At 60.9% G+C, this 23,057-nt stretch carries 25 protein-coding genes; 13 read left to right on the top strand and 12 right to left on the bottom strand.

Annotation, left to right across the window (positions count from 1 at the left end):
- Nucleotides 1-46: 46 nt before the first annotated feature.
- Nucleotides 47-928: an oxaloacetate decarboxylase gene (locus QCE49_RS21550; protein ID WP_250457275.1), complete on the top strand. Its 882-nt coding sequence runs from the start codon at nt 47-49 to the stop codon at nt 926-928.
- Nucleotides 929-976: 48 nt separating this feature from the next.
- On the opposite strand, the gene QCE49_RS21545 is transcribed toward QCE49_RS21550, so the two are convergent.
- On the bottom strand, nt 977-1,276 hold the full coding sequence (locus QCE49_RS21545; protein ID WP_250457273.1) for a DUF4148 domain-containing protein: 300 nt from the start codon (nt 1,274-1,276) through the stop codon (nt 977-979).
- Nucleotides 1,277-1,504: 228 nt separating this feature from the next.
- On the opposite strand from QCE49_RS21545, the gene QCE49_RS21540 reads away from it, so the two are divergent.
- Complete coding sequence (locus QCE49_RS21540; RefSeq protein WP_008347963.1) at nt 1,505-1,798, top strand: DUF1330 domain-containing protein; 294 nt, start codon at nt 1,505-1,507, stop codon at nt 1,796-1,798.
- Nucleotides 1,799-1,831: 33 nt separating this feature from the next.
- Here QCE49_RS21540 and QCE49_RS21535 read toward each other — a convergent pair whose 3' ends face one another.
- Nucleotides 1,832-2,554, bottom strand: a complete 723-nt coding sequence (locus QCE49_RS21535; RefSeq protein WP_250457270.1) for a haloacid dehalogenase type II — start codon at nt 2,552-2,554, stop codon at nt 1,832-1,834.
- A 186-nt stretch (nt 2,555-2,740) separates the two neighbouring features.
- Between QCE49_RS21535 and QCE49_RS21530 the strand changes: the two genes are divergently transcribed.
- Nucleotides 2,741-3,451 (top strand): SDR family NAD(P)-dependent oxidoreductase, encoded by a 711-nt coding sequence (locus QCE49_RS21530; protein WP_175980772.1) that lies wholly within the window; start codon nt 2,741-2,743, stop codon nt 3,449-3,451.
- Nucleotides 3,452-3,520: 69 nt separating this feature from the next.
- Nucleotides 3,521-3,757 carry a 4-oxalocrotonate tautomerase family protein gene (locus tag QCE49_RS21525; RefSeq protein ID WP_008347957.1) on the top strand — a complete coding sequence of 79 codons (237 nt, stop codon included), beginning with the start codon at nt 3,521-3,523 and terminating at the stop codon, nt 3,755-3,757.
- Between the two features lie 60 nt (nt 3,758-3,817).
- On the opposite strand, the gene treA is transcribed toward QCE49_RS21525, so the two are convergent.
- Together treA and QCE49_RS21515 are read right to left on the bottom strand one after the other, a co-directional pair.
- Nucleotides 3,818-5,467: an alpha,alpha-trehalase TreA gene (gene treA, locus QCE49_RS21520; protein ID WP_250457269.1), complete on the bottom strand. Its 1,650-nt coding sequence runs from the start codon at nt 5,465-5,467 to the stop codon at nt 3,818-3,820.
- A gap of 133 nt (nt 5,468-5,600) precedes the next feature.
- On the bottom strand, nt 5,601-6,494 hold the full coding sequence (locus QCE49_RS21515) for a helix-turn-helix domain-containing protein (RefSeq protein WP_250457268.1): 894 nt from the start codon (nt 6,492-6,494) through the stop codon (nt 5,601-5,603).
- 136 nt (nt 6,495-6,630) lie between these two features.
- On the opposite strand from QCE49_RS21515, the gene QCE49_RS21510 reads away from it, so the two are divergent.
- The 4 genes from QCE49_RS21510 to QCE49_RS21495 all read left to right on the top strand — a co-directional run bounded on the left by QCE49_RS21510 (nt 6,631) and on the right by QCE49_RS21495 (nt 11,044).
- Nucleotides 6,631-7,470, top strand: a complete 840-nt coding sequence (locus QCE49_RS21510) for an SDR family NAD(P)-dependent oxidoreductase (RefSeq protein WP_250436487.1) — start codon at nt 6,631-6,633, stop codon at nt 7,468-7,470.
- 60 nt (nt 7,471-7,530) lie between these two features.
- Nucleotides 7,531-9,276 (top strand): FAD-dependent oxidoreductase, encoded by a 1,746-nt coding sequence (locus tag QCE49_RS21505; protein ID WP_250457267.1) that lies wholly within the window; start codon nt 7,531-7,533, stop codon nt 9,274-9,276.
- Nucleotides 9,273-9,608: an NIPSNAP family protein gene (locus QCE49_RS21500; protein ID WP_250457266.1), complete on the top strand. Its 336-nt coding sequence runs from the start codon at nt 9,273-9,275 to the stop codon at nt 9,606-9,608. Before QCE49_RS21505 ends, QCE49_RS21500 begins: the two co-directional genes overlap by 4 nt.
- Nucleotides 9,609-9,679: 71 nt before the next feature.
- The gene (locus QCE49_RS21495) at nt 9,680-11,044 is read left to right on the top strand and encodes an aromatic acid/H+ symport family MFS transporter (protein ID WP_250457265.1); all 1,365 of its coding nucleotides are present in this window, start codon (nt 9,680-9,682) and stop codon (nt 11,042-11,044) included.
- Here QCE49_RS21495 and QCE49_RS21490 read toward each other — a convergent pair.
- From QCE49_RS21490 to QCE49_RS21465, 6 genes are all read right to left on the bottom strand, one after another.
- The gene (locus QCE49_RS21490) at nt 11,026-11,559 is read right to left on the bottom strand and encodes an Ohr family peroxiredoxin (RefSeq protein WP_250457311.1); all 534 of its coding nucleotides are present in this window, start codon (nt 11,557-11,559) and stop codon (nt 11,026-11,028) included. The two genes, QCE49_RS21495 and QCE49_RS21490, sit on opposite strands and share 19 nt — an antisense overlap.
- A 39-nt stretch (nt 11,560-11,598) precedes the next feature.
- The gene (locus QCE49_RS21485; protein ID WP_250436482.1) at nt 11,599-11,772 is read right to left on the bottom strand and encodes an NAD-dependent epimerase/dehydratase family protein; all 174 of its coding nucleotides are present in this window, start codon (nt 11,770-11,772) and stop codon (nt 11,599-11,601) included.
- A 109-nt stretch (nt 11,773-11,881) separates the two neighbouring features.
- Nucleotides 11,882-12,895 carry a LysR family transcriptional regulator gene (locus QCE49_RS21480; RefSeq protein WP_250457263.1) on the bottom strand — a complete coding sequence of 338 codons (1,014 nt, stop codon included), beginning with the start codon at nt 12,893-12,895 and terminating at the stop codon, nt 11,882-11,884.
- Between the two features lie 76 nt (nt 12,896-12,971).
- On the bottom strand, nt 12,972-13,379 hold the full coding sequence (locus tag QCE49_RS21475) for a cupin domain-containing protein (RefSeq protein WP_008347938.1): 408 nt from the start codon (nt 13,377-13,379) through the stop codon (nt 12,972-12,974).
- Between the two features lie 38 nt (nt 13,380-13,417).
- Nucleotides 13,418-13,897, bottom strand: a complete 480-nt coding sequence (locus QCE49_RS21470; RefSeq protein WP_175980753.1) for a carboxymuconolactone decarboxylase family protein — start codon at nt 13,895-13,897, stop codon at nt 13,418-13,420.
- 117 nt (nt 13,898-14,014) lie between these two features.
- Nucleotides 14,015-14,896: an RNA polymerase sigma-70 factor gene (locus tag QCE49_RS21465; protein ID WP_250436480.1), complete on the bottom strand. Its 882-nt coding sequence runs from the start codon at nt 14,894-14,896 to the stop codon at nt 14,015-14,017.
- Nucleotides 14,897-15,041: 145 nt separating this feature from the next.
- Between QCE49_RS21465 and QCE49_RS21460 the strand changes: the two genes are divergently transcribed.
- Entirely contained in the window at nt 15,042-16,331 is a 1,290-nt protein-coding gene (locus QCE49_RS21460; RefSeq protein ID WP_250457262.1) for an MFS transporter, read from the top strand.
- On the opposite strand, the gene QCE49_RS21455 is transcribed toward QCE49_RS21460, so the two are convergent.
- Complete coding sequence (locus QCE49_RS21455) at nt 16,282-17,334, bottom strand: helix-turn-helix transcriptional regulator (RefSeq protein WP_250457261.1); 1,053 nt, start codon at nt 17,332-17,334, stop codon at nt 16,282-16,284. The genes QCE49_RS21460 and QCE49_RS21455 overlap by 50 nt on opposite strands.
- 272 nt (nt 17,335-17,606) lie before the next feature.
- Between QCE49_RS21455 and QCE49_RS21450 the strand changes: the two genes are divergently transcribed.
- Nucleotides 17,607-17,903: a hypothetical protein gene (locus QCE49_RS21450; protein ID WP_008347927.1), complete on the top strand. Its 297-nt coding sequence runs from the start codon at nt 17,607-17,609 to the stop codon at nt 17,901-17,903.
- Between the two features lie 205 nt (nt 17,904-18,108).
- Here the strand turns inward: QCE49_RS21450 and QCE49_RS21445 are convergent, their stop codons facing one another.
- Nucleotides 18,109-19,215, bottom strand: a complete 1,107-nt coding sequence (locus tag QCE49_RS21445) for an aldose epimerase family protein (protein ID WP_250457260.1) — start codon at nt 19,213-19,215, stop codon at nt 18,109-18,111.
- Nucleotides 19,216-19,243: 28 nt separating this feature from the next.
- Between QCE49_RS21445 and QCE49_RS21440 the strand changes: the two genes are divergently transcribed.
- The 3 genes from QCE49_RS21440 (at nt 19,244) to QCE49_RS21430 (ending at nt 23,055) form a co-directional block, all read left to right on the top strand.
- Nucleotides 19,244-19,579, top strand: a complete 336-nt coding sequence (locus QCE49_RS21440; RefSeq protein ID WP_250440926.1) for a hypothetical protein — start codon at nt 19,244-19,246, stop codon at nt 19,577-19,579.
- A 230-nt stretch (nt 19,580-19,809) separates the two neighbouring features.
- Nucleotides 19,810-22,419, top strand: coding sequence for a PAS domain-containing protein (locus QCE49_RS21435; protein ID WP_250457257.1), 2,610 nt, complete (start codon nt 19,810-19,812; stop codon nt 22,417-22,419).
- Nucleotides 22,420-22,467: 48 nt separating this feature from the next.
- Nucleotides 22,468-23,055, top strand: coding sequence for a peroxidase-related enzyme (locus QCE49_RS21430; protein ID WP_008347918.1), 588 nt, complete (start codon nt 22,468-22,470; stop codon nt 23,053-23,055).
- Nucleotides 23,056-23,057 lie beyond the last annotated feature (2 nt).

Here is a 23,057-nt window from a genome sequence, read left to right as displayed (position 1 = left end):
GCATGCATCGACGCTGAACACGAACTATCTTTCCGGAACCTTAGCCATGACCACTTCATCCTCGCGCCGCCGCGCGGCCTTTCGCGAACGGGTCAACGCTCGCAGCGCCCTGCTGCTGCCCGGCGCATTCAACGCAATGAGCGCGCAAGTCGCCGCCGATCTCGGCTTCGAGGCGATCTACATCACCGGTGCAGGTGTAACCAACATGTCGCTCGGCCTGCCGGATCTCGGCTTCATGGGACTCGCGGAAATCGCGGAGCATACGTCGCGCATCCGCGATGCAGTGGACCTGCCGCTTATCGTCGACGCGGACACGGGCTTCGGCAATGCGCTCAACGTGCGTCACACGGTACGCACGCTGGAGCGCGCGGGCGCGGACGCCATTCAGCTCGAAGATCAGGTTATGCCGAAGAAATGCGGGCACTTCGCGGGCAAAGCCGTGATATCGACGAATGAAATGGTAGGGAAGATACGCGCAGCGGCGGATGCCCGCGAAGACGATAACTTTCTGATCATCGCGCGCACCGATGCGTGCGCGGTGGAGGGCTTCGATGCAGCGATCGTACGAGCACGCGCATTCGTCGAAGCGGGCGCCGACATTCTCTTCGTCGAAGCGATCGAAACGCCGGAGCAAATCGCGTCACTGCCGAAGCTGCTCGACGCGCCGCAACTGATCAACATCGTGATCGGCGGAAAGACGCCTGTTACCGACCGCGCGGATCTCGAACGCCTCGGCTTCAGCCTCGTGCTCTATGCAAATGCGGCATTGCAAAGCGCCGTGCGCGGCATGCAGACCGCGCTCGGCGCCTTGAAATCGCAGGGACGTCTCGACGAAAATCCCGCTGTCGTTGCGCCTTTCGCCGAGCGTCAACGGCTCGTGAACAAGCCGCTCTTCGATGCACTCGACCGCAAATACGCTGCGGACTGAATGCATCGCCTGAGGCGGTCATATAGACCGCTTCAGTCATTCACGCATTTAGCGCGAGTACATTGCGTTCCACTCGGACTGCGACACACGTGCGCTACCCGATTGCGATGCACCGTTGGCCGCGCCGCCATAGGCCGTCGCACCATCGCGTGCGGCGAGCTTCGCTTCGGCCGCTTGAATGGCTTCGGGATAGTGCGCCTGATCGCCGTCGCCGACGTGGTAGCCGACGCTCTCCAATGCCGCCAATTCCGCGCGCACTTGAGCGCGCGTGATCTGGCTTTGCGCGAACGAAGCGACGGGAATGACGAGAGCGGTTGCGACGAGTGCTGCGCGGATGATCGACTTCATGATGAAACTCCAGTGTTATGAGGTGCCCGGCTTCGAACACAGTGCCTTTCGAAGCAGTGAAAGCAGTTTATGACGCAGGTGCTCTCGGGTTAACCCCTAGCGCAAGAAAGCACCTTTCACCGAAACGCGCTTAATCGAGAATTTGCTATGCTGTCCGCCGGACTGAATGCAAATGCACAGTGCGTTCGCCTCATGGCGCAAGGCGCCCTTCAAACACTGGAGATAAAGATGGCAAAGGGATATTGGGTCAGTGTGTACACAAAAATCATGAAGCCCGATCAGGTTGCGGAATACTCGAAGATCGCAACGCAGGCTATTGCAGAAGGCGGCGGCCGTCCGCTCGTGCGCGGCGTTGCGTCGATGGTGCAAGGCGAAGGCGTGCTCGAGCGCACCGTCGTCATCGAATACGATTCACTCGAAGCAGCCGTCGCCGCCTATAACAGTGCAACGTATAAGCGCGCACTGGAAGTGCTGGGCGATTCCGTCGTGCGCGACTTCCGCATCGTCGAAGGCGTCGCTTAAATCCAGCTCGTCATTGGCCGATGCTCGCAGCGCTCACGCACCCACGGCATCGGCCAATTCGTTCATATCCTTGGCAACGACATCCCAATCGCTTTCGGCTTTTAAATCCACTGTCTGAGCGGGACCGCGTTCATAGGGCCGTGCGATGAACGCCGTGCGCAACCCACACCTTCGTGCCGCCGCGAGATCGTCGTTATGCGCGGCGACGAGACATACTTCTTCCGGCGTCAGCATCAACACTTCGGCCGTGCGTAGATACGCCTGCGGATCGGGCTTATAGATTTGCGCAATCTCCGCGCCGAGAATCGCATCCCAAGGCAGACCGGCGCGCTTCGCCATATCGACCATTAATCGAATATTGCCGTTCGAAAGCGGCGCGATGATATGGCGCGCCTTGAGCCGTTTCAAACCCGTTATCGAATCCGGCCACGGATCGAGCCGATGCCATGCAAGATTCAACTCTTCGAGCGCTTCGGCAGCCACGGCATTCGGATCGATGCCGAACTCCGGCAGCACGTCGAGCAGATTCTCGCGATGCAGCACATCGAGCCGCACGAATGGCCGCTCCCCGTTGATCACCTTGCGCATCGCAGGCACGTAGCGGCTTCGCCATGCATCGGCGAACGCTTCGGGCGTTGCGTCGATTGCGCCGTGGCGTTGAAGAAATGGCGCAGCCTCGCGTGCAACTCCGCCGCGCCAGTCCACTACCGTGCCGAATACGTCGAACACGAAGGCCTTTACGTTTTGCAGCGTCACGTCGTTTCTCCTATCGGTGATTCATTCGTCTGATCGATTTCGCTGCGGCCCATTTGTTCCTCGCACGCAAGACTGATTGTCCATCACGGGTGTACGCAAGGAATCTCGAAAGGCCTAGATTACGAGCCATCGGAGCCGTCGGTCCGATCCGCAACAGGCCCAAACCAACATTCATCGAGGTTCATCATGAGCAACGCAAGCAAAGTCGCTATCGTTACCGGTGCATCGCAAGGCATCGGCGCTGAAATCGTCAAGGCATTCCGTGCGCAAGGTTATCGCGTCGTCGCGACCGCCCGTTCAATTCAGCAACCGGACGATCCGAACGTCGTCGCTGTCGCCGGTGATATCGGCGATCGCGCCACCGCGCAGCGCGTGGTCGAAGCGGCAATCGCAAAGTTCGGCCGCATCGATACGCTCGTCAACAACGCCGGCATATTCGTCGCAAAGCCTTTCACGCAATATACGCAGGAAGACTATGCCGCGGTTCTGAACGTGAATGTGAATGGCTTCTTTCACATCACGCAACTGGCTATCGAGCAAATGGAAAAGAACAAGAGCGGCCACATCGTCAGCATCACGACGTCGCTCGTGGATCATGCGGTAAGCGGCGTGCCTTCGGTATTGGCGTCGCTGACCAAGGGCGGTCTGAATTCCGCGACAAAGTCGCTTGCTATCGAGTATGCGAAGTCAGGCATTCGCGCGAATGCAGTGTCGCCCGGCATCATCAAGTCGCCGATGCATGCGCCCGAAACGCACGACGCGCTCGGCGCACTGCATCCGATGGGACACATGGGCGAAATGAGCGACATCGCGAACGCGGTGCTGTATCTTGATGCGGCGCCGTTCGTGACGGGCGAGATCCTGCACGTCGACGGCGGTCAAAGCGCGGGACATTGATCGATTCTTTACCCGTTGAGGATGCGCCTCTCGCAGGCGCTTCGTCGTTTCCCACTCAAGGAGATCGTCATGCCGATCGTAACGATTCAGGTGACACGCGAAGGCAACAAGCCCGGCACGAACGCGGTGACTGCCGAGGAAAAGAAGCAACTCATCGAGGGCGCGAGCCAACTCCTTCTCGAAGTATTGAACAAGCCGCTCGATACCACGTTCGTCGTCATCCAGGAAGTTGAAATGGAGAACTGGGGCGTGGGCGGCATGACAGTACCGGAATATCGGCGGCAAAAGCAGGCGAAGAAGGATTGACATGAACCGAAACGCGGGCATCGCTACATGACCTTTGACGATGCCCGCCGTTTCATCGGCTCATTGCCCCGGCGAATAGAGATCGAGCAGTTTCAGCGTCACGCCATTCGTCCATCCGAAACCATCCTGTAACGGATATTCCCCACCTCCTCCGCCGCCCGTTCCACTACCTTCCACGATGTACTTCTCAACGAGCTTATGTTGAGTGTTATAGACGTTATTCACGTCGGCAAGAAAGCGCGTGCCGATCTGTTGCGCGAGATCGCTGCGCCCATAGCGCTTCAATCCTTGCACGGCGATCCAGTGCAATGGCGCCCAGCCATTCGGCGCGTCCCATTGCTGCGTCGTGTTGTACGTGGTCGTCGTGAGTCCGCCCGGCTTGAGCAAGATCGCTTCGACGGTTTCCGCGGTCTTGTGCGCGCGCTCCGGCCACGCCACGTTGGCGAAGAGCGGATAGAGCATAGCAGCCGATGGGTTGTTGCGCGGCTGACCGAGTTTCCAGTCGTAATCGCCGTAATACCCGTTCTTGTTCCAGAGATATCTGTTGATGCCGATCGCGCGTTTGGCCGCACGCCCCACGAATTCGCCGACACAACGGAAATCACGCGCCTCGCCGCAACCGATTGCGATCGTCGTTTCGAGGTGGAACATCAGGCTATTCAAATCGACGGGGATGATCGATGTCGTGCGGATCGTCGCAAGCGTCATATTGTCGCCGAACCAGCGCGAGCTGAAGTCCCAGCCGCTTTCAGCCGCCGCACGCAAGTCGCGATACACCTCGTTCGCCGGACGGTTCGTGACCAGCTTGGCGGTCGCCACGTCTTCCGAGTAGGACTCGTCGCGCGGCGTATCGCGTTCGTCCCAATACCGATTGAGCACGGTCTTGTCCGGCATCATCACGACGTTGCGTACCGCGCCGCCTGGCTGCAGCGTATCCGCTCCTTGCATCCAGTAATCATGTTCGCGGCGCAATTGCGGCAAATACTTCTGATAAACACGTCCACCTTCCTTGTGCGCGGCAAGTTCGACCATATAGGAGAAGAACGGCGGCTGCGAACGGCTCACATAGTATGTGCGATTGCCATTCGGAATATGGCCGATCGTGTCGATCAGATACGCGAAGTTATCGAGCATATCGTCGACGAGATCTTCGCGGCCTGCCTCCTGCAGACCGAGCATCGTGAAATAGGTATCCCAGTAGTAACCTTCCCGAAAGCGTCCGCCAGGCACCACGTACTGCTTTGGCATCGGAATCAGGGAACTGTTGGCGGGTACGTTCGCGGTCGTCGTCAGACGCGTGAGTTCGGGCCAAAGCCAGTCGATATGTTCGCGCAGGCTCTGATTCGGCGGCGGCGTAATCACCTGATCCGTTGGCGGCGTGAAGTATTGTGCGACGAACGTCGCGAGCGAGAAGCCCGGCACCGACATCTGCTGATGATAAGCCTGCACGATCTGCGCAGGGTCTATCTTGGGTATGGCATCGACGAAAGTCTTCTGATCGGGATAGACGCCCTGCGTCTGCACGGCGACGAAAAGGTCACCGTATAACTCGCTGGGTGGCGGCAGAAGCGTATACGCCGTTTGTGCGTCGGCATAGGCGACATTGGCAGCCGAGCTCATGACGAGCCAGGCGCACAGCATTCCGCGTGCCTTTATGCGGAAGCGCCGCGACGCATCGTGCGCCGCTCGATCCGATGACAGTACGATCATGTTCACTCCTTCGAAGGGTGATTGAACCGGACTGGTCTCGCTCGGGCCTTGCTTGTTGTTATCGATTTACAGCACGGCGAAGCATCGCACGCTTGTACGAAGCTGGCAACCCTCGAAGAAGGAAGCGAACGGGCTATTGAATGGCCAGCGCCTTGTGCGCTTCCGCCTGGAATTGGGTCGGCGTGACGCCGGTCTGCTTGCGAAAATAGCGGCTGAAATAAGCGATATCGGCAAAGCCCAGTCCATGTGCGATCTGCTTGACCGACATGCTGGAATAAACGAGATCGCGCTGCGCCTCGCGCACAAGATGCTCGTTGATCATTGCGAGCGGCGAACTCGAGATCTCTTCGCGGCATATCCGCCCGAGTTGTGTGACCGTCATGCCGAGCTTCTGCGCATAGAACTCGACAGGTCGATGCTCGCGAAAATGCGCGGCCACCAGTTCCCTGAAGCGCTTGATCTGCTGCGCCCGCCTTTCGGTCGATGCGACACTCGGCGCAGATGCGCTTTCGCATAGGCGCACGACATGCACAAAGAGTGCAATCAATAACGACATGCCCGCCGCCATGTGACCGCGATTCGTCGCGCGGAATTCCTTCTCGAGCAATTCGACGATCGGCACGAATGCGCTTTCCTTCACGGAGTGGGCACTCATGCGCGAGACGCCTGCGCGTTGCAACACCGGAACGAGTCCCGGCGCCGCGATCGATGCCAGCGCCTCGATCGATCTTTGCGCGACGGTCACGACGAGACCATCCACGTTCGGCGCGAAGTTGAATCCATGAACCGTTTGCGCGGGCAGCATGATGACGCACGGCGGCACGAGATCGATCATGCTGTTCTCGATCAGCACTTGCCCGCCGCCGCCGCGAATGTACAGAAATTGCAAGAGCGCGTCGTGGCGATGCGCGTCGATATGCCAGTCGTTGGGCGCGCTGCGCTCGACGATCCATTCGAAGTTGAACGCGTCATACCACGGCGGACGCGCCGATTCCCCGTACAAGTTGTAGTTAGGGATTTTCCTCATATCCTGCGTCTCCTGATGCACAAATTGTCCTGTCGTCTGCGTCCTTTGTCCAATCTTTCGTGCATGGCCGTGAATATACTTTTTTCACAGGCAAGGCTATCGGCGCCTTTGCATCGAACGAACTCAGGAGACAAGGATGACTAATCAGGCCGCGCGGGATCACACCGCGCAGCATTGGCTCGGCCTCGAATCGAGCGTATGCGTAGTGACGGGTTCGGCCGGCGGAATCGGGCGCGCCATTGCATCGACATTCGCCGATGCGGGCGCAAGGCTCGCGCTACTCGATCGCGATGAAGCGGGCTGCAACGATGCGGCGCAAGCATTGCGCGCAACTGGCGTCGATGCTATCGCCATAACTTGCGATATCGGCGATGCAACGAGCGTGAACCGCGCACGCGATCAGGTTGCACGCAAGTTCGGTCAGGTCGATGTGCTCGTCAATAACGCAGGCCTGTTGCGCGCGGGCGGCATCGAAGATATCGGCCTCGATGCATGGAATGCGATGCTCGCCGTCAATCTCACCGGCTACATGTTATGTGCGCAGGCATTCGGGCGCGACATGCTCGCGCGCGGCGCCGGAAGCATCGTGCATATCGCATCGGTGGCGGCGCATCATCCGCAGACGTGGAGCGGCGCATATAGCCCGAGCAAGGCGGGCATCGCAATGTTATCCCGTCAGATCGCCGCCGAATGGGGCGGGCGCGGCGTGCGCAGCAATACGGTCTGCCCCGGCATGATCCGCACGCCGCTTTCGATGGCGTTCTATGAGCAAGGCGATGTCGAAGCGCGCCGCAGCGCAATGATCGCAAGCCGGCGCATCGGCGAACCGCGCGATATCGCCGAGGTGGTTGCATTCCTCGCAAGCCAGCGCGCGGCCTATGTGAACGGCGCGGAGCTTGCCGTCGACGGCGGCTTCGAATGCATGTTGATGGATCTCGTTCCACGTCCCGGCTTCGAAGCGCCGCGCAACGCCTGACACGCTGCTTCTCATCTCACGGGCGTGCGAAGCGCCCGGCTTCAATCAAAGGACTTCATCATGACTACCGTAACGCGGTCGTCCGATCTCGCTTGCGATGTGCTCGTGATCGGCTCGGGCGCCGGCGGCCTTTCCACGGCCATTACAGCGAAGAAGCAAGGGCTCGACGTGATCGTCGTCGAGAAGGAGGAATACTTCGGCGGCACGACCGCGTTCTCGGGCGGCGTCTTGTGGATACCGGGAAATCGCCACGCGAAAGAAGCGGGCGTGCAGGATACGCGCGAAGCCGCAGTTCGATACATGCGCAGCGAAACGGGCGCGATGTATGACGAAGCAGCCGTCGAAGCGTTCCTTGAAAGCGGCCCACGCATGATCGAATTCTTCGAGCGCGAGACCTCGGTCGAATTTCTGCCGACGCTCTACCCCGACTATCATCCCGATGCGCCGGGCGGTGTCGACGTGGGACGTTCCGTCGTTGCAAAACCGTTCGACGCACGCGCGCTTGGCTCGGACATCGTGCGCCTGCGCCCGCCGCTCAAGACGATAACTTTCATCGGCATGATGTTCAATTCGTCGAGCGCGGATCTCAAGCATTTCTTTAACGCGACGAAATCGATCGAATCCGCGTGGTATGTCGCGAAGCGACTCGCGAGCCATATCCGGGAACTCGCACAATACAAGCGCGGCGTGCAGATCACGAGCGGCAACGCACTCGCCGCGCGCCTCGCGAAATCCGCCCTCGATCTCGGCATTCCGATTCACACGCGAACGGGCGCGAAAGAACTGATTACGGTGAAGGGCCGCGTGACCGGGGCGATCGTGATTGCGAACGGACATGAAACGCGCATCGTTGCGCGACGCGGTGTCGTGCTGGCGTGTGGCGGCTTCTCTCACGATGTCGCGCGCATCGCAAAGGCCTATCCGCATGTGCGGCGCGGCGGCGAACATGTATCGCCTGTGCCGGCAGGCAATACCGGCGATGGCGCGCGCATGGCCGAGCGCGTGGGCGGACGTGTCGATATTCGCTATCCGCAGCCCGCTGCGTGGATGCCGGTCTCGCGCGTGCCGCTAAAAGGCGGCAAATACGGCGTGTTCCCGCATCTGCTCGATCGCTACAAGCCGGGCGTGATCGGCGTGACACGCAGCGGCGTGCGCTTCACCAACGAATCGAATTCCTACCACGATGTCGGCGCAGCGATGATCGAAGCCTGTCGCGATGAAAGCGAAACAGCCATGTGGCTCATCTGCGATCACGCGACGATTCGCAAATACGGCCTCGGCTTTGCAAAGCCCGCGCCGCTACCGGTCGGTCCTCATCTGAAGAACGGTTATCTCGTCAAAGGCCGCACGCTCGCGGAACTGGCACGGCAGACAGGCATCGACGCCACAGCGCTCGAAGCGACGGTCCGCGACTATAACCACGATGCCACGCAGGGCAAGGACACTGCTTTCGGCCGTGGCACGACATCTTTCAACCGCTATCTCGGCGATGCCGCTCACAAGCCGAATCCTTGCATCGCACCGATTGGCGACGGTCCGTACTACGCGCTCAAGGTCGTTATGGGCGATCTCGGCACCTTCGACGGAATCGCGACGAATCCGCATGGCCAGGTACTCAAGGGCAGCGAGCCGATACCAGGGCTCTATGCCGTCGGCAACGACCGCGCGAGCGTCATGGGCGGCAACTACCCCGGCGCGGGCATCACGCTCGGTCCAATCATGACGTTCGGTTATCTCACCGGATTGCATCTCGCGGGCAGCGTCGACGCGCACGCGAAGTCCAGCGAATTGAGGAGCGCAGCATGAGCAAGCCTTTCATCGATCACCGCATCTATACGATCAAGCCGCGCGGCATGTCGGAATTCATCGACGTATTCGAGCGTCTAGCGATGCCTATTCAGACCAGATATCTCGGCGCGCCCGTAGGTTTCTATATGAGCGATATCGGCGCGTTGAATCAGGTCGTGCATCTGTGGGGCTACGAGAGCATCGCGGATTACGACCAGCGGCGCACCGCGCGCGACAACGACCCCGAATGGCCCGCTTATCTGCATGCGTCGGCGCATCTCATCGTCGCCCAGGAAAGCCGCATCATCAGGCGCGTCGAGTTCAAGAGTCTTTCGCCAGCGGTTCGATAAGCGCGCGGCATAGCGGCACGACGAAGGCCGCATTCTTCCGCTTGCACATGAACGAATGGAGACATAACGGCATGGAAAAGAACGTCGGGACCATCGAGGTCCAGAGCTTTATCGACGGCGAGCGCTTCTCGCCCTATCAATGGGTCATTCTGATCCTGTGCTTTCTCGTCGTCGCGGCCGACGGCTTCGATACCGCGGCAATCGGTTTTATCGCGCCGTCGTTGATCGGCGACTGGGGCATCACGCGCGCCGCGTTAGGCCCGGTGATGAGTGCGGCGCTCGTCGGTCTCGGCATCGGCGCGCTCGTGGCCGGGCCGGCCGCCGACCGTATCGGACGCAAGGCGGTGCTTGCCATTTCCGTGTTCTTCTTTGGCGTATGGAGCCTCGCATCGGCACAAGCAAGCTCAGTCGAAACACTAACCGCGTGGCGCTTTCTCACCGGCCTGGGTCTCGGCGCGGCAATGCCCAACGCGGTCACGCTGATGTCCGAATACGCACCGGCGCGCGTTCGTGCTATCGCCGTCAATGCGATGTTCTGCGGCTTCTCCGTAGGACTATCGCTTGGCGGGCTCTGCGCCGCATGGCTCATACCGCATTTCGGCTGGCAAAGCGTGCTCGTCGCCGGCGGACTCGGTCCTATCGTGCTCACCGTGCTGTTGCTCGTTCTGTTGCCCGAGTCCGCACAGTTCATGGTCGTGAGACAACGCCCTACGCGAAAGATCGCGCGCGTCCTGCGCCGCATCTCGAACGATCCGCGTCTCGCGGAAGGCGCGCGCGTCACGTTCACTTCTGCCGATACGCGCACGGCCGGCGCCGACAAATCTTCGCTCGGCATCATCGTCTCGCGTCCCTATCGCTTTGGCACGTCCATGTTATGGCTCGCCTATTTCATGGGGCTGATGATCTTCTATCTGCTGACGAACTGGCTTCCTACGCTCTTCAAGGATGCAGGCTTCTCCGCCGAGCGCGCTGCGCTCACGACATCGCTCTTTCCGCTCGGCGGCATTCTCGGCAACCTGTGCCTTGGCTGGGTGATGGGCAAGGCCAATCCGCGACGCGTGAACGCGTGCGCTTATGTGCTCGCAGCGGCGATGGTGCTGACAATCGGACGCGGCATCGCGGATCAGTTCTGGCTTGCTCTGCTGATCTTCCTGACCGGAACAGCGGTGACGAGCGCGGTTACATCGATGTCGGCGCTCGCCGCGTCGTTCTATCCGACGCGAAGCCGCGCGACCGGCGTCGCATGGATGCTTGGCATCGGCCGCATGGGCGCGGTCGCGGGCGCAATGACCGGCGGCGTGCTCATGAGCATGGGGCTGCAATTTGGCGCGGTCTTCACGCTGCTCGCGATTCCCGCAATCATCGCCGCGTTCGCGTTGGGCGCGTTGAGCCGGCGCGATAGAGCGAGTGAAGCCACTCAACGTTTGATGACTTGATGTGCTTTCGAGGCATCGTCGGTATTTGCAAGCGCAACTATGTTGACGATGCCTTGACGCGCCATCTTCGTATAAGGGCAAAAGCGTTCCGTGCTGCGCACGAGTTCCTCAGCTACGCTGCGTTCGATGCCGGGCATCTGCACGCGTGTGTGGGCGGTCAACACGAAGAGCCCGTCCATCGGATCGCGGCTGAATTCGACCGTGACGTACACGCTTGCAGCCTCGACAACGATGCCGGCGCGCGCCGCAAGCAGGACCATCGCGCCATGAAAACATGCAGCGTAGGCCGCGGCGAACAGTTGCTCGGGGTTCGTGCCGCCGCCGGGACCGCCGAGCGCCTCGGGCATACGCAGGTCAAGAGCGAGATTGCCGTCGTCGGATCGTGCCTCGCCCGTCGCGCGGCCATGTCCCGCATCGCCACCCGTCACCGCGACGGTCGTCGAATACAGGGGTTGCACGTCGCGTCCTTGATACCTGTCGAGCAGGCTGACGGGCGGCGGATCGATATGCTCCATGGCGGTCATCCATTCTTCGCGCGAACGTTGCACGATCGCTCAAGGCGCCGCGACCTCGCGCGCGTCCTGCAACCCTTCTTGCAGGCCCTTTCCTGTCATCGTGTCGACGCCTGATGCCGGCGATGCCGCGATTACTTCGTGCCCGCGCGCGCGCAGACGCTCCACGACCTTGCTGCCGATGAGTCCGCTTCCGCCGATGACTACGGTGTTCATGATTTCCTCCTCGAAACGATGCGCGAATGCGCGATGATGACGCATCGTAGGCGTGCAGGCGTGCATCCGGTAGCGCCTCGCACGGATGCGCAGTGTTGCCTTCGATGCATCAATCGGTTGAGACGAGCTGCTGCACGCCCGCACGTGGGTTCGTGATGAACGTCGTCAGGCAATGCAGATCAAGCGCGCGCGTCTGCTCGGTCATGTAATCGACGAATACACGCACGCGCGCGGGCAAATGCTTGCGGCTGAGATAGCAAAGATAGTGGCCGCCATCGTCGGGCGCGTATTGCGCGAGACACGTGACGAGGCGCCCGGCCTTGAGCGAATCGCAGACGAGATACGCAGGCAGTTGTGCGATGCCCTGCCCGTCGAGCACTGCTTGCAGCATCAGGTCGATATCGTTGAAGGTTTGCCGGGCCGCGGGCGAGCGCTTTCGCGCGAGGCCGTCGACCTTGAATTCCCATTCAGCGATGCGCCCCGCCGGCGCGCGGAAATTGATGCAGCGATGGTCGTCGAGATCGTCGACATGACGCGGCAGGCCGTGCTCGCGCGCATACGCCGGCGATGCGCAGACGATCATCTGCATCGGAATCAATTGCTTTGCAACGACTTCGCTATCTTCCATGTGACCATCGCGAAACGCGACATCCACCCTATCTGCCGTGAAATCGCACGGACGATCGTTCAGCAGCAGTTCGAGTGCGATGTCCGGATAGCGTGCATTAAAGCCGGCTAGAAGCGGCGCGACGACCTTGCGGCCGAAGCCCGGCGCCGACGCGATGCGCAAGTGACCGCGTGGCGGCCCGTTGCGCAACTCGCGCATGTCCTCCAGCGCCTGCACGATGCGCTCCACGCCTGGCTGACAATTCTTAAAGAAGAGCTCGCCTTCGCGTGTGAGCGACGTGCTGCGCGTCGTGCGCAGGAAGAGACGCGCATCGAGCTGTGCTTCCAGCTTCTGTACGTTGCGGCTGACGGCGGAACGGCCGATGCCCAGGCGGTCGCTCGCTTTCGCGAAGCTGCCTTCGTTGGCGACGGCAAGAAAAGAAACGACGCCCGCATAACTCGCTACGAAGCTATACGCGAGAGAATCGTCGGAATGACACACAAGGTCTGATGGCATGGCGGCACGAAACGTAGTGGCTCTGTCCAACAAGACGTTTGCGCCACACGGTTTGTGACGCGCCATGCCGAATTTTTTATTTAACGGGCGTCAGAACGGGCTTGTCCTTGTCTTTGAGAAGCAGCACGATGAATTTCGCGCGCTTCGTGTTGCTCGCGTTGCGTCCCACAGTGTGAATGTCGTCAGGGCCTTCATAAAAGGTATCGCCGGCTTTGAGCGTCACGGCCTTGCCGCCGCGAACCTGCATGACGATCGTACCTTCCAGGACATATACGTAGGCATGAGCGTCGTGACGATGCACGGGATCGACCGCGCCCGGAGGATACTCCACGCTGATCATCAGCGCCTCCTTGCCGGGATATTCCGGAAGCGGCTTCGTCATGAGTTCCTTGACGATGGCCTCCGGCGCCGCGTGCGCCGTGCTCGCCGCGAGCGCCGCGCATCCGAAGACGAGTGCAAGTCCCACGCGTTTGATGCTGTGCATGATCCGTTCTCCCATGATCGAACGACGGCGCGAACGCACTACGACAGGTTTGCCTTGTCTAGGCCGAAAGCTTTATCCGACGAACCCGGAACCGTCTGAAACGCGACATTCGCACGGTTCCACCCATTGATCTCGATGATGATATACGTCAGATCCGACAACTCCTTCTCCGAAAACTGCTCACGCACGCGTGCAAAGAGATCGTCGGACACGCCATGCTCGGGAATGCGCGTCAGCACTTCGGTCCACGCGAGCGCGGCACGTTCGCGCGGCGAAAACAGCGGCGATTCACGCCAGATCGCAACGTGATGCGTGCGCAGTTCGCGCTCGCCATGAATCTTCGCTTCCTTCACATGCATATCGACGCAAAACGCACAGCCATTCATTTGCGATGCGCGAAGCGTCACGAGATCGCGGGTCGTCTGCTCGATCGAGCATTCACGCACCGCCTGACTGAACTCATAGAACTTCCGGAAAAGCTCGGGAGATTGTTGAATGTAGTTGATTCGCTGCGTCATGATGACTCCATGTCTGGTTGAAGATGGATGTCATCCTAGGTTTGCGCGGCTTGTCGCGGTAGACATGCGAACGTGCCCACGCTGTTGCCTCGCATGCATCAATCGAATCGCGAGCGTTCATGCATTGCCATGGCGAGCCGCAATGCGTTCGAGCTTATCCGGATTGCGCTGCACCTGTATGCGTACGATGCGTTCATCTTCGATATCGAAAGTCTGCGCGGATTCGAGCTTGCCGTCGATGAAACGCAGCAGCGCCCATTGCTCATTCAGCATGACGAGTTCGAGACACACGCCGTTTCCATACCGCAGAAAGGCCGCATAAAAAAGCTGCGCGATGCGTTTGCCGCCCAAAAGCGGTTTGGGGAAACTCTGCACGCGCCCGCCGCCATCGCCGATCAGCATGGCGTCCTCCGCGAGCATCGCGTGAATCGCTGCGAAATCGCCGAGCTCCATCGCGTGCGCGAATGCATGCAGCAAGCGCCTTTGAATCTCTCGCGACACCGAACGTCGCGGACGCTCTTCGCGTAGTTGTGCCTTGGCTCGGCTCACGAGCTGGCGGCATGCGGCCTCCGTCTTGCCGATGATGTTCGCGACCTCCGCATAGTCGGCGTCGAAGACCTCGCGCAACAGAAACGCCGCGCGCGCTTCGGGCGTGAGGCGTTCGAGCAGCATGAGGAACGCGACGGATACGTCGTCCGCGCGCTCCGTGACTTCCTCCGGCGTTGCCGGCGGCTCGGTGATCTGCGGCTCCGGCAGCCAGATGCCGGTGTAGTGTTCGCGCTGCAACTTCGCGGCGCGCAACCGGTCGATCGAATGGCGCGTCGTCACTGCGACGAGCCACGCCTCGGCATTCTCGATCGCTTCGCGAGCCGCCGCATGCCAGCGCAGCCATACGTCCTGCACGATATCCTCGGCTTCGGCGACCGAACCGAGCATGCGATACGCAATGCCCTGCAGACGAGGGCGCAAGCGGTCGAATTCGCGCGTGGCGTCATCCATGAAGGCGATTCCTCGTTACTGAACGTCTGTGAAGTCATCGGCTTGAAAGGAGATCGTATATTACGCGTGCGCGATATTCCTTTAAAGATATGAATAATACGGCCGTTAATATCGATGGCCGGAATCGAACGCGCCAATCTCATTCATGACTGAAATCGAACGTCCACAAGCGCCCGCGAATCTGACCCGCATCATCGTAGCGACGGTGATCAGCAATGGCTTCGTCGCATACGACTTCACTGTGTACGGCTTCTCCGCGGCGATCATCGGGCGGCTGTTCTTTCCCGCGCATGATCCCGCCTCGTCTCTGCTGCTATCGCTCGCGACATTCGGCGCCGGCTTCGCGATGCGTCCGCTCGGCGCAGTGCTCATCGGACGATACGCGGATCGATGCGGACGCGAAGCCGGCATGCGGCTGTCGATCGCCGTGATGGCGCTGGGTACGTGGCTGATCGCATGCTTGCCGACGCACGCGGCGATCGGCGCGAGCGCGACGGTGCTGATCGTGGTCGCGCGGCTTTTGCAAGGACTCGCGGCGGGCGGCGAGATCGGACCGGCATCGGCGCTGCTGATGGAAGCCGTGCCTTATGAACGGCGCTGCTTCATCGTCAGCTGGCGTGGTGCGAGTCAGGGCGCGGCCGCGTGCGTGGCGGCGCTCGTCGGCGCGTGCACATCGGCGCTTCTGTCGCCGGAGCAACTCTTGCAATGGGGATGGCGCGTGCCCTTCTTCATCGGCGGACTGATCGCGCCGCTCGGATGGTTTCTGCGCCGCATGCCGGGCGACGCATCCACGTCGAAGCCCCGACCCGCGCGCACGCCGCTCGCAACTGTACTGCGCGAGCACGCGCGCCCGCTCGCATGCGGCATTCTGATGATGGCCGCGCCATCGTCGAGCATCTACATCGCCGTGCTGTACATGCCGAGCTATCTGACGCATACGCTGCAGCGGCCGCCTGTCATCAGCTTTCTGATCGCGTCGCTCTCCGGCCTCGTTATTCTGATCGTCACGCCGCTCGTCGCGCTTGCGGCCGATCGGCTGATGAGCCGCAAGACGCTGCAATATGCCTCGCTCTTCGCCGCGCTCGCGACGGCTTATCCCGCGTTTTATGCGCTCACGCGAGGCGCACCGGATGCGCTCGCGCTCGTCATCATCCTGCTCTATGTCGCAGTCGCGCTGAACAACGCGGGCGCCGCTTCGGTGCTCATGCTCGAAGCCTTCCCGAAGCATCGGCGCGCGGCGAGCCTCGCCGTGATCTATACCTTCGGCGTCGTCATCTTCGGGGGATTCTCGCCGTTGACGGTCGCATGGCTCGTCGGCGCGACGGGCAACGTAATGACGCCCGCGTGGTATCTGCTCGCCGCGAACTGCCTGACGCTTCTTGCGCTCAGCCGCTTTCCGGAAGGCCGCGCGAGTGCGCGGCGCGCATCCGCATGACGGGATCGCCACTCGTCGCGCGCAACAGTTCGAGCGCGCGCAGGCGCATCTCGAGCGGACTGACGTCGAACGCGCGGCGAAACGCGCGCGTGAAATCCGATGCGCTCTTGAAGCCGAGACCGAATGCGATATCCGCAATCTGCAGATTGGGAAACAGCGCGAGTTCGTCGGCCGCTTCGCGCAAGCGGCGAAGTCGAATATATGCGGCGAGCCCGCCCTCCTGCTCGAACCACCGATAGACTGTCGCGCGCTTGAGCCCGAGTGCCTCGACGATCGCGGTCGGCGTGAGATCGGCCTCATGCAGGCGCGTTTCGATGTAACGCTTCACCTGGCTCTTCACGGCCGTTTGCAGTGCGGCGCGTGAATCGCTCGCGGCATTCGGCTTGTCGGCGAATGCCCCGAGCAGGAGCCGCGCGCCGGCATCGAGCGCGTCAGCGGCGTCGGGCCGGTCGAGCACGGGCAATTCTCGCGCGGTGGCCTCGAAATGTTCGAACACGAAATGCACGAGCGGCGCTTGGTCGGGCAGCACGCGACCGTGCAACGCGTCGCAGTCGCCGATATGCGCGGCGACGATTGCACGCGGTACGAACATCGTCAGCACGCGGCACGCCGGACGTTCGACGCGAAAGCGCTGATTCAGATCGAGTGCGATGATGCCGCGCACAGAGCCAGGCGCGCTGCGCTTGACGCTCAGCCCGCTGACGTGACCGGTCTCGCCTTCCACATAGACTTGAAATGCGAAATCGCGACGCGTGTCAGTGGAGACGCGCGCGATAGATCGCTCGAGCACGAGCGCGTCGGTGCGCGCTTCCGTGAACACGAGGCCGCCCGCCGCATGCAGATCGATGCTGCCCGAGAAGCCGCGTGCAATCTGATCCTTGTCCGGCACGACATCGACCACATGCCCGACCCGATCGCGCCATGCGAGCAATTGACGCTCACGCGGACAGGCGCGCGTCGAAAAGTGCGTGGAAATCTTCGGCGGATCGGAATCTGCGGGCATATGCGGCAGTCGATGTTGGCGGGTCGTCCTTCGCGCTGTGGCGCGCACGATACGCGCCAGCAAATGAGACGCATGGTAAAGCGTATTTTGAATGCCGGTATATCGTGCTGGACGAGGAGCAGCGTGTGCGGCGTCGTGGGCGGCCAGGTCGGCGATTCCTTGCCTTCATCCCGCCGTCACATTGCTGACTCCCCATCCTAGGGTTTACGGCTAGTCAAGATAAAAAATTCAGCCGCACATAAAGAGAGAAAAGACGTTTCGGGGCGTCACACATGGAAAAGTCGAAAATTGTGCAAGTCGGGCGCGCCGCGCAGGCCACGCGAGCGATGCTCAAGCCCGCGCGTCTCGCGGACACCCAGCTCGATCATCTCGAGCACATGATCCGTTCGCTCGCGCTATCGGGAAATTCAAAGGCGGTCGACCAGTTCGATCATGCCTACTGGAAAAGGCGGCTCGCCGCGGTCGGCGACGAAAGCGATCTCGTCTCGACGCAACGCGCCCGCGTGCTGCGGCTCCTCGATCTTCTCGAACAGAACCGGGCAGCAGACTCCGACAAGGCGGCCGCCTAGCGCTCCGCCAGCAACGCATGCGAAATGCAAAACACGACAAGGCATTTCGAATGCAAAACGCAAAATTCCGTTTGCGCCGAACGAATTCCGAGGGCCAGCCTGAGAGAGAGCACTCGACGCGGAGGCCGATTCCGACCACCGCGTCGAAAAGTGCCTCTACGTGTGGCTTCGCGTCCCGGGGTACGATTCGCACCCGACTCATGCGCTAACGCACACCGATCTTCCAGACGGTGACTTCGTGATACTCGTCGCCGGGCTTGAGTTCGGTCGATGGGAACGTGGGGCGGTTCGGCGAGTCCGGGAAATGCTGGGTTTCTAGCGCGAAGCCATCCGTTTGTCGATACGCCACGCCCGACGTGCCGATCGCGCTGCCATCGAGACCGTTGCCCGTGTAGAACTGCAAGCCGGGCTGCGTCGTATAGACATCGAGCACGCGGCCGCTCGACGGATCGTAGGCGCGCGCGGCAAAGCCGGGTTCTCCATTGCGCTGTCCGTTCTTGTTGAGCTTCCAGTTGTGGTCGTAGCCGCGCGCATAACGCATCTGCTGATTCGACGAACGCAAACGCGCGCCGATCGGCGTCAGCGCTCGCAGATCCAGCGGTGTGTTCTCGACGCTCGCCATCTCGCCGGTCGGAATCGAATCGGCGCGCGTCGGCGTATAGCTCGATCCCGCGATCATGATGAGCTGCCCTTCGACATTGCCGCTGCCCTCGCCCGCGAGGTTGAAGTAGCTATGGTTCGTGAGGTTCAGGACGGTCGGCTTGTCCGTCTTCGCACGATAGTCGATACGCACTTCGTTATCGTCGGTGAGCGTGTAGGTTACGTCGACAGTAAGCGTGCCGGGAAAGCCGTTCTCGCCATCGGGACTCACATAGCGAAGCTGCACGCCCGCGCCTTGCGCGCCCTGAAACGTCTTCACCACGGTCCAGACTTTCTCGTCGAATCCATGCGGACCGCCATGCAGTGTATTCGGTGGCTCGTTGACGGGCAGCTTGTAGTCGCGGCCATCAAGTTCGAACTTTCCATCGGCGATGCGATTCGCATAACGCCCGATCAGACCGCCGAAATGGATCTTGCCGTTGTACTTCTCATAGTCGTTGAGCGAGCCAAAGCCGAGCACGATATCCGCGCGACGCCCGCGCCGGTCCGGCACATCGAGACGCGTGACGATGCCGCCATACGTGATGCAGTTCATCGACACGCCGCGCGCATTGGACAACGTGAATTGCGTGACCGCCTGGCCTTGTTGGGTCGCGCCATAGGGCGCGGAGGCAATCGAAGCAGCGAAGCCGCGCGGCGATAACAAAATCATGCATGCGATAGCGGCAAAACGAATGAGCGTGTTTTTCGCGAACTGCATAAGAGCAATGAGAGAAGAACGTTCGATCGATACATCGGAGTGTGAATTGAGCATCGGCTGTACCCGGTACGGCGGGCACGTCGGATGCGACCTCTTCATGTCATCCGACGAACACGACAAGGAGCCGCTCATGAATCAGCAAACCGATCGACCGACGCCGCCCACCCAAACGCCAGAAGATCCGAACATGGCCGACCGCCGCTTGTCCGACGAGCAAAAGCGCACGATGAGAAATGAGCCCGAGCCGCCGAAGCGCACCGATCAAAGCAAGGAAGAAAAGCTGCCGAATCCGAAAGACGTAGGTGAGGCCGGCTGATCTTGCGTGCTTGCTATCGTCCAATGAATCAATAAGGCGACGCGCTGATTCATAAGACGAAACATTCTTTGATACGCATAAATTACATATAACCTTTCGGAGCGGTGATGGCTGCATCGCCGTATCGCGATGAAGCCCATCGCTTTTGTTGTATGGTATCCCTAAGCTATCAAAGCCTTGGATGGCGTGCGCGGCGACGCTTTTCGCCGGAGTAAGGAAGCAAGGACGCCATGCACGATCCTGCTCATTTCCTGCCGTCGTTTGTGTGGCGCGCGGCACGAGACGGGGTAATCCAGTACGCCAATCCGTGGGCTTGCCGGTATCTCGGCATTCCGTTTGCCGAACTGGTCGGGCAGCATTGGAAAGCTTTTGTTCACCCCGACGACATCCCGCCGGTTCTCGAAGCACTGCGTCAGATGCGCGACGGCACGCTGCTTCGCAACGTCGATGTGCGCCTGTTACGCAACGATGCCGCGTTCCGCTGGCATACGCTCCATCTTCAGGCGCGGCGCGATGAGGAAGGGCAGATCGGCGAGACGGTCGGTGTGGCCATCGACATTCATGAGTGTCGTCACGCATGGGCAATGTATGAAGCCAGCGAGCGGCGCTTGCAGGCCGCTTTCGCGGGCGCACGCATGGGCGCGTGGGAATGGGACATGAAGACGCGCGTCGTACGCATGACCGCACAGCTCGCCGCGCTCTATTCTTTTCCGCCCGGAACCGAAGCGGTTCTTCTTTCGGAAGTGTGGGACCGCGTCGCGCCCGAACATCGCGAGCCGTTTCAGCGCAAGTTGACCGAAGCATTGCGCGATGGCGGACCATTCGAATTCGACTTCGTTCTGGAAAGCGAACAAGGACAACGCCGATGGCTGCGCATGCGCGGGCATCCCGAGTTCGACCGTCATGGCGTGCTCACGCGCGTCTATGGCGTGAGCTTCGATATCAGCACGCAACGCGCCGATGAAGATCGCCTGAGCCTTTCCGAACGACGCTATCGGGCACTCGTCGAAACGACGGGCGCGCTCGTCTGGTCCGCCGATGCAAACGGCGAAATCCGTCCTTCTGGCGGCGAATGGGAACAGTTCACTGGCACATCGCCGGACGTGTTGTCCGGCTGGGGCTGGCTCGATTACATCCATCCCGACGATCGCGAGCGCACGCATCAGGCATGGCTCGATGCATTGCGCGACGGCGTCGCTTGCACGCTCACCTTTCGCATGTACCGTCGCGACGGCGTTTATCGCATGGTGCAGGCGCACGCCGCGCCACTCTACGACGACAAGGGTAGCTTGCAGGAATGGTTCGGCACGACGACCGACGTCACGCCGCGCTTCGAAGCGCAAGCCGCAATCGAGGCGCGCAGCTTGCGCCTCACGGTGGCGATGCAGGCCGCGAACATTCATATCGCGTCGCTGGAACTCGCGACGTGGACGTTGTCGCTCGAAACCGGCGGCGAGCGTCAGACCACCGAAACGCTCAGCTATGAGGCAGCGCTCGCACGCGTGCATCCCGATGACAGCGCCATGCTCGATCGCTATGTGCGCAGCATCGCGGCCGGTGAAGACGCCGAGGGACATTTCGAGTTTCGCGTGCGCAACATGCACGGAGAACAGTGGATGCAAGGCAGCGCCCTGCTCCAGCGCAGCAAGGACGGCGAGCCGCTGCGCATCATCGGCAGCGTGATAGACATCACCGAACGCAAGCATATGGAGCTGATGTTGCGCGAAGCGGGACGACGCAAGGATGAGTTCCTCGCGATGCTCGCGCATGAACTGCGCAATCCGCTTGCGCCGCTGCGAACGGCCATCGCGCTCCTGCAAAAGGATCAGGATGGCGACACGCATCCGCGCGATCTTATCGATCTCATGCGCCGGCAAGTGGAGCACATGACGCGCATCGTCGACGACTTGCTGGAGGTTTCGCGCATTACGCAGGGACGCATCGCCTTGCAACTCGAACCGATTCTCGTCGGCACGGCGGTATATCACGCAGTCGAAGCCATTGCGGGCATGGTCGAGTCGCGTTCGCAAAACATTCAAGTCGATGTTTCCGATGCGACGACATGGGTCTGCGGCGATCCCACGCGTCTCTCGCAGATCCTTGTCAACGTGCTGAACAATGCGAGCAAGTACACACCGGAGCAAGGCCGTATCAGCGTGAGTGTGCAGGCTGCCGACGATTCGGTGTCTATCGTCATCGCCGATACGGGCACGGGCATTTCCGCCGACCTTCTGCCGAAAGTATTCGAACTCTTCTCGCAAGGCGAGCGCACGCTCGACCGCTCGAACGGCGGCCTCGGCATCGGGCTTTCTCTCGTGAAGAAGCTCGTGGAAATGCATAAAGGCACGATCACCGTGCAAAGCCCGGGACCGGGCCTCGGCACGACGGTGACCGTGCGGCTGCCGCGTTTGCATCATCACGAAAGGCATTCCGCGCTCGCACTTTCGGAGACGAGCATGCGCGAGACGCGCACGGCGCTGCGCATTCTCGTCGTGGACGATAACCGCGATGCCGCCGATTCGCTCGCGATGCTGTGCGAGTCGGAGGAACATGTCGCGCGCGTCGCGTATTCATCGGCGGAAGCGCTGGAAGCCGCGCCGCTCTTGCAGCCCGATGTGGCGCTGCTCGACATCGGCCTGCCAGATATCGACGGCTACGAACTCGCGCGTCGTTTGCGTCGCAAGGGAGACACGACGCCTTTGCTGATCGCGATCACGGGTTATGGCCAGGCCGAAGACCGATTGCGCGCGCAATCGGCAGGCTTCGACTATCACTTCGTGAAGCCCGTGAATGTCGAGAGCCTCTTGAAGCTATTGTCGTCGCTCACAGTCACGCGTTGACGAACTCTCGCTCTACAATGGGCGTTCGATCAAGCCTTCGAGGACGTCATGACGCCAAAGCCCATCAGCCGCTATCCCGTTCCCGATCCGAAAGAATGGCCCGACGATATCCGCGCACGCATTCTCGAAGTGCAGGACAAGGCGGGGTTCGTGCCGAACGTGTTTCTCACGCTTGCGTACCGGCCCGATGAATTCCGCGCGTTCTTCGCTTATCACGATGCGCTGATGCTCAAGGAAGGCGGCCTGAGCAAGGGCGAGCGCGAGATGATCGTCGTCGCGACGAGCGCGGTGAACGATTGCCTTTATTGCGTCGTCGCGCACGGAGCGATTCTGCGCATCTATGAAAAGAACGCGCTCGTGGCGGATCAGGTGGCGGTGAATCATCGCAAGGCGGATATCACGCCGCGTCAGAAGGCGATGCTCGATTTTGCGCTTAAGGTATGCCGCGCATCGGGCACGGTGGATGATGCCGACTTCGCGGCATTGCACGCGCATGATTTCAGCGATGAAGATATCTGGGATATCGCCGCGATCACCGCATTTTTCGGGTTATCGAATCGCATGGCGAATGTCATTTCAATGCGGCCCAACGACGAGTTCTTTTTGATGGGGCGCGTGCCGAAGGAGCCGAAGTAAGC

It is taken from the genome of Caballeronia sp. LZ008, from assembly GCF_031451435.1.
In the GTDB taxonomy this organism is placed as follows: domain Bacteria; phylum Pseudomonadota; class Gammaproteobacteria; order Burkholderiales; family Burkholderiaceae; genus Caballeronia; species Caballeronia zhejiangensis.
Note: the sequence above shows the minus strand (reverse complement) of the source record. Positions and strands in the feature narration are given on the sequence as shown.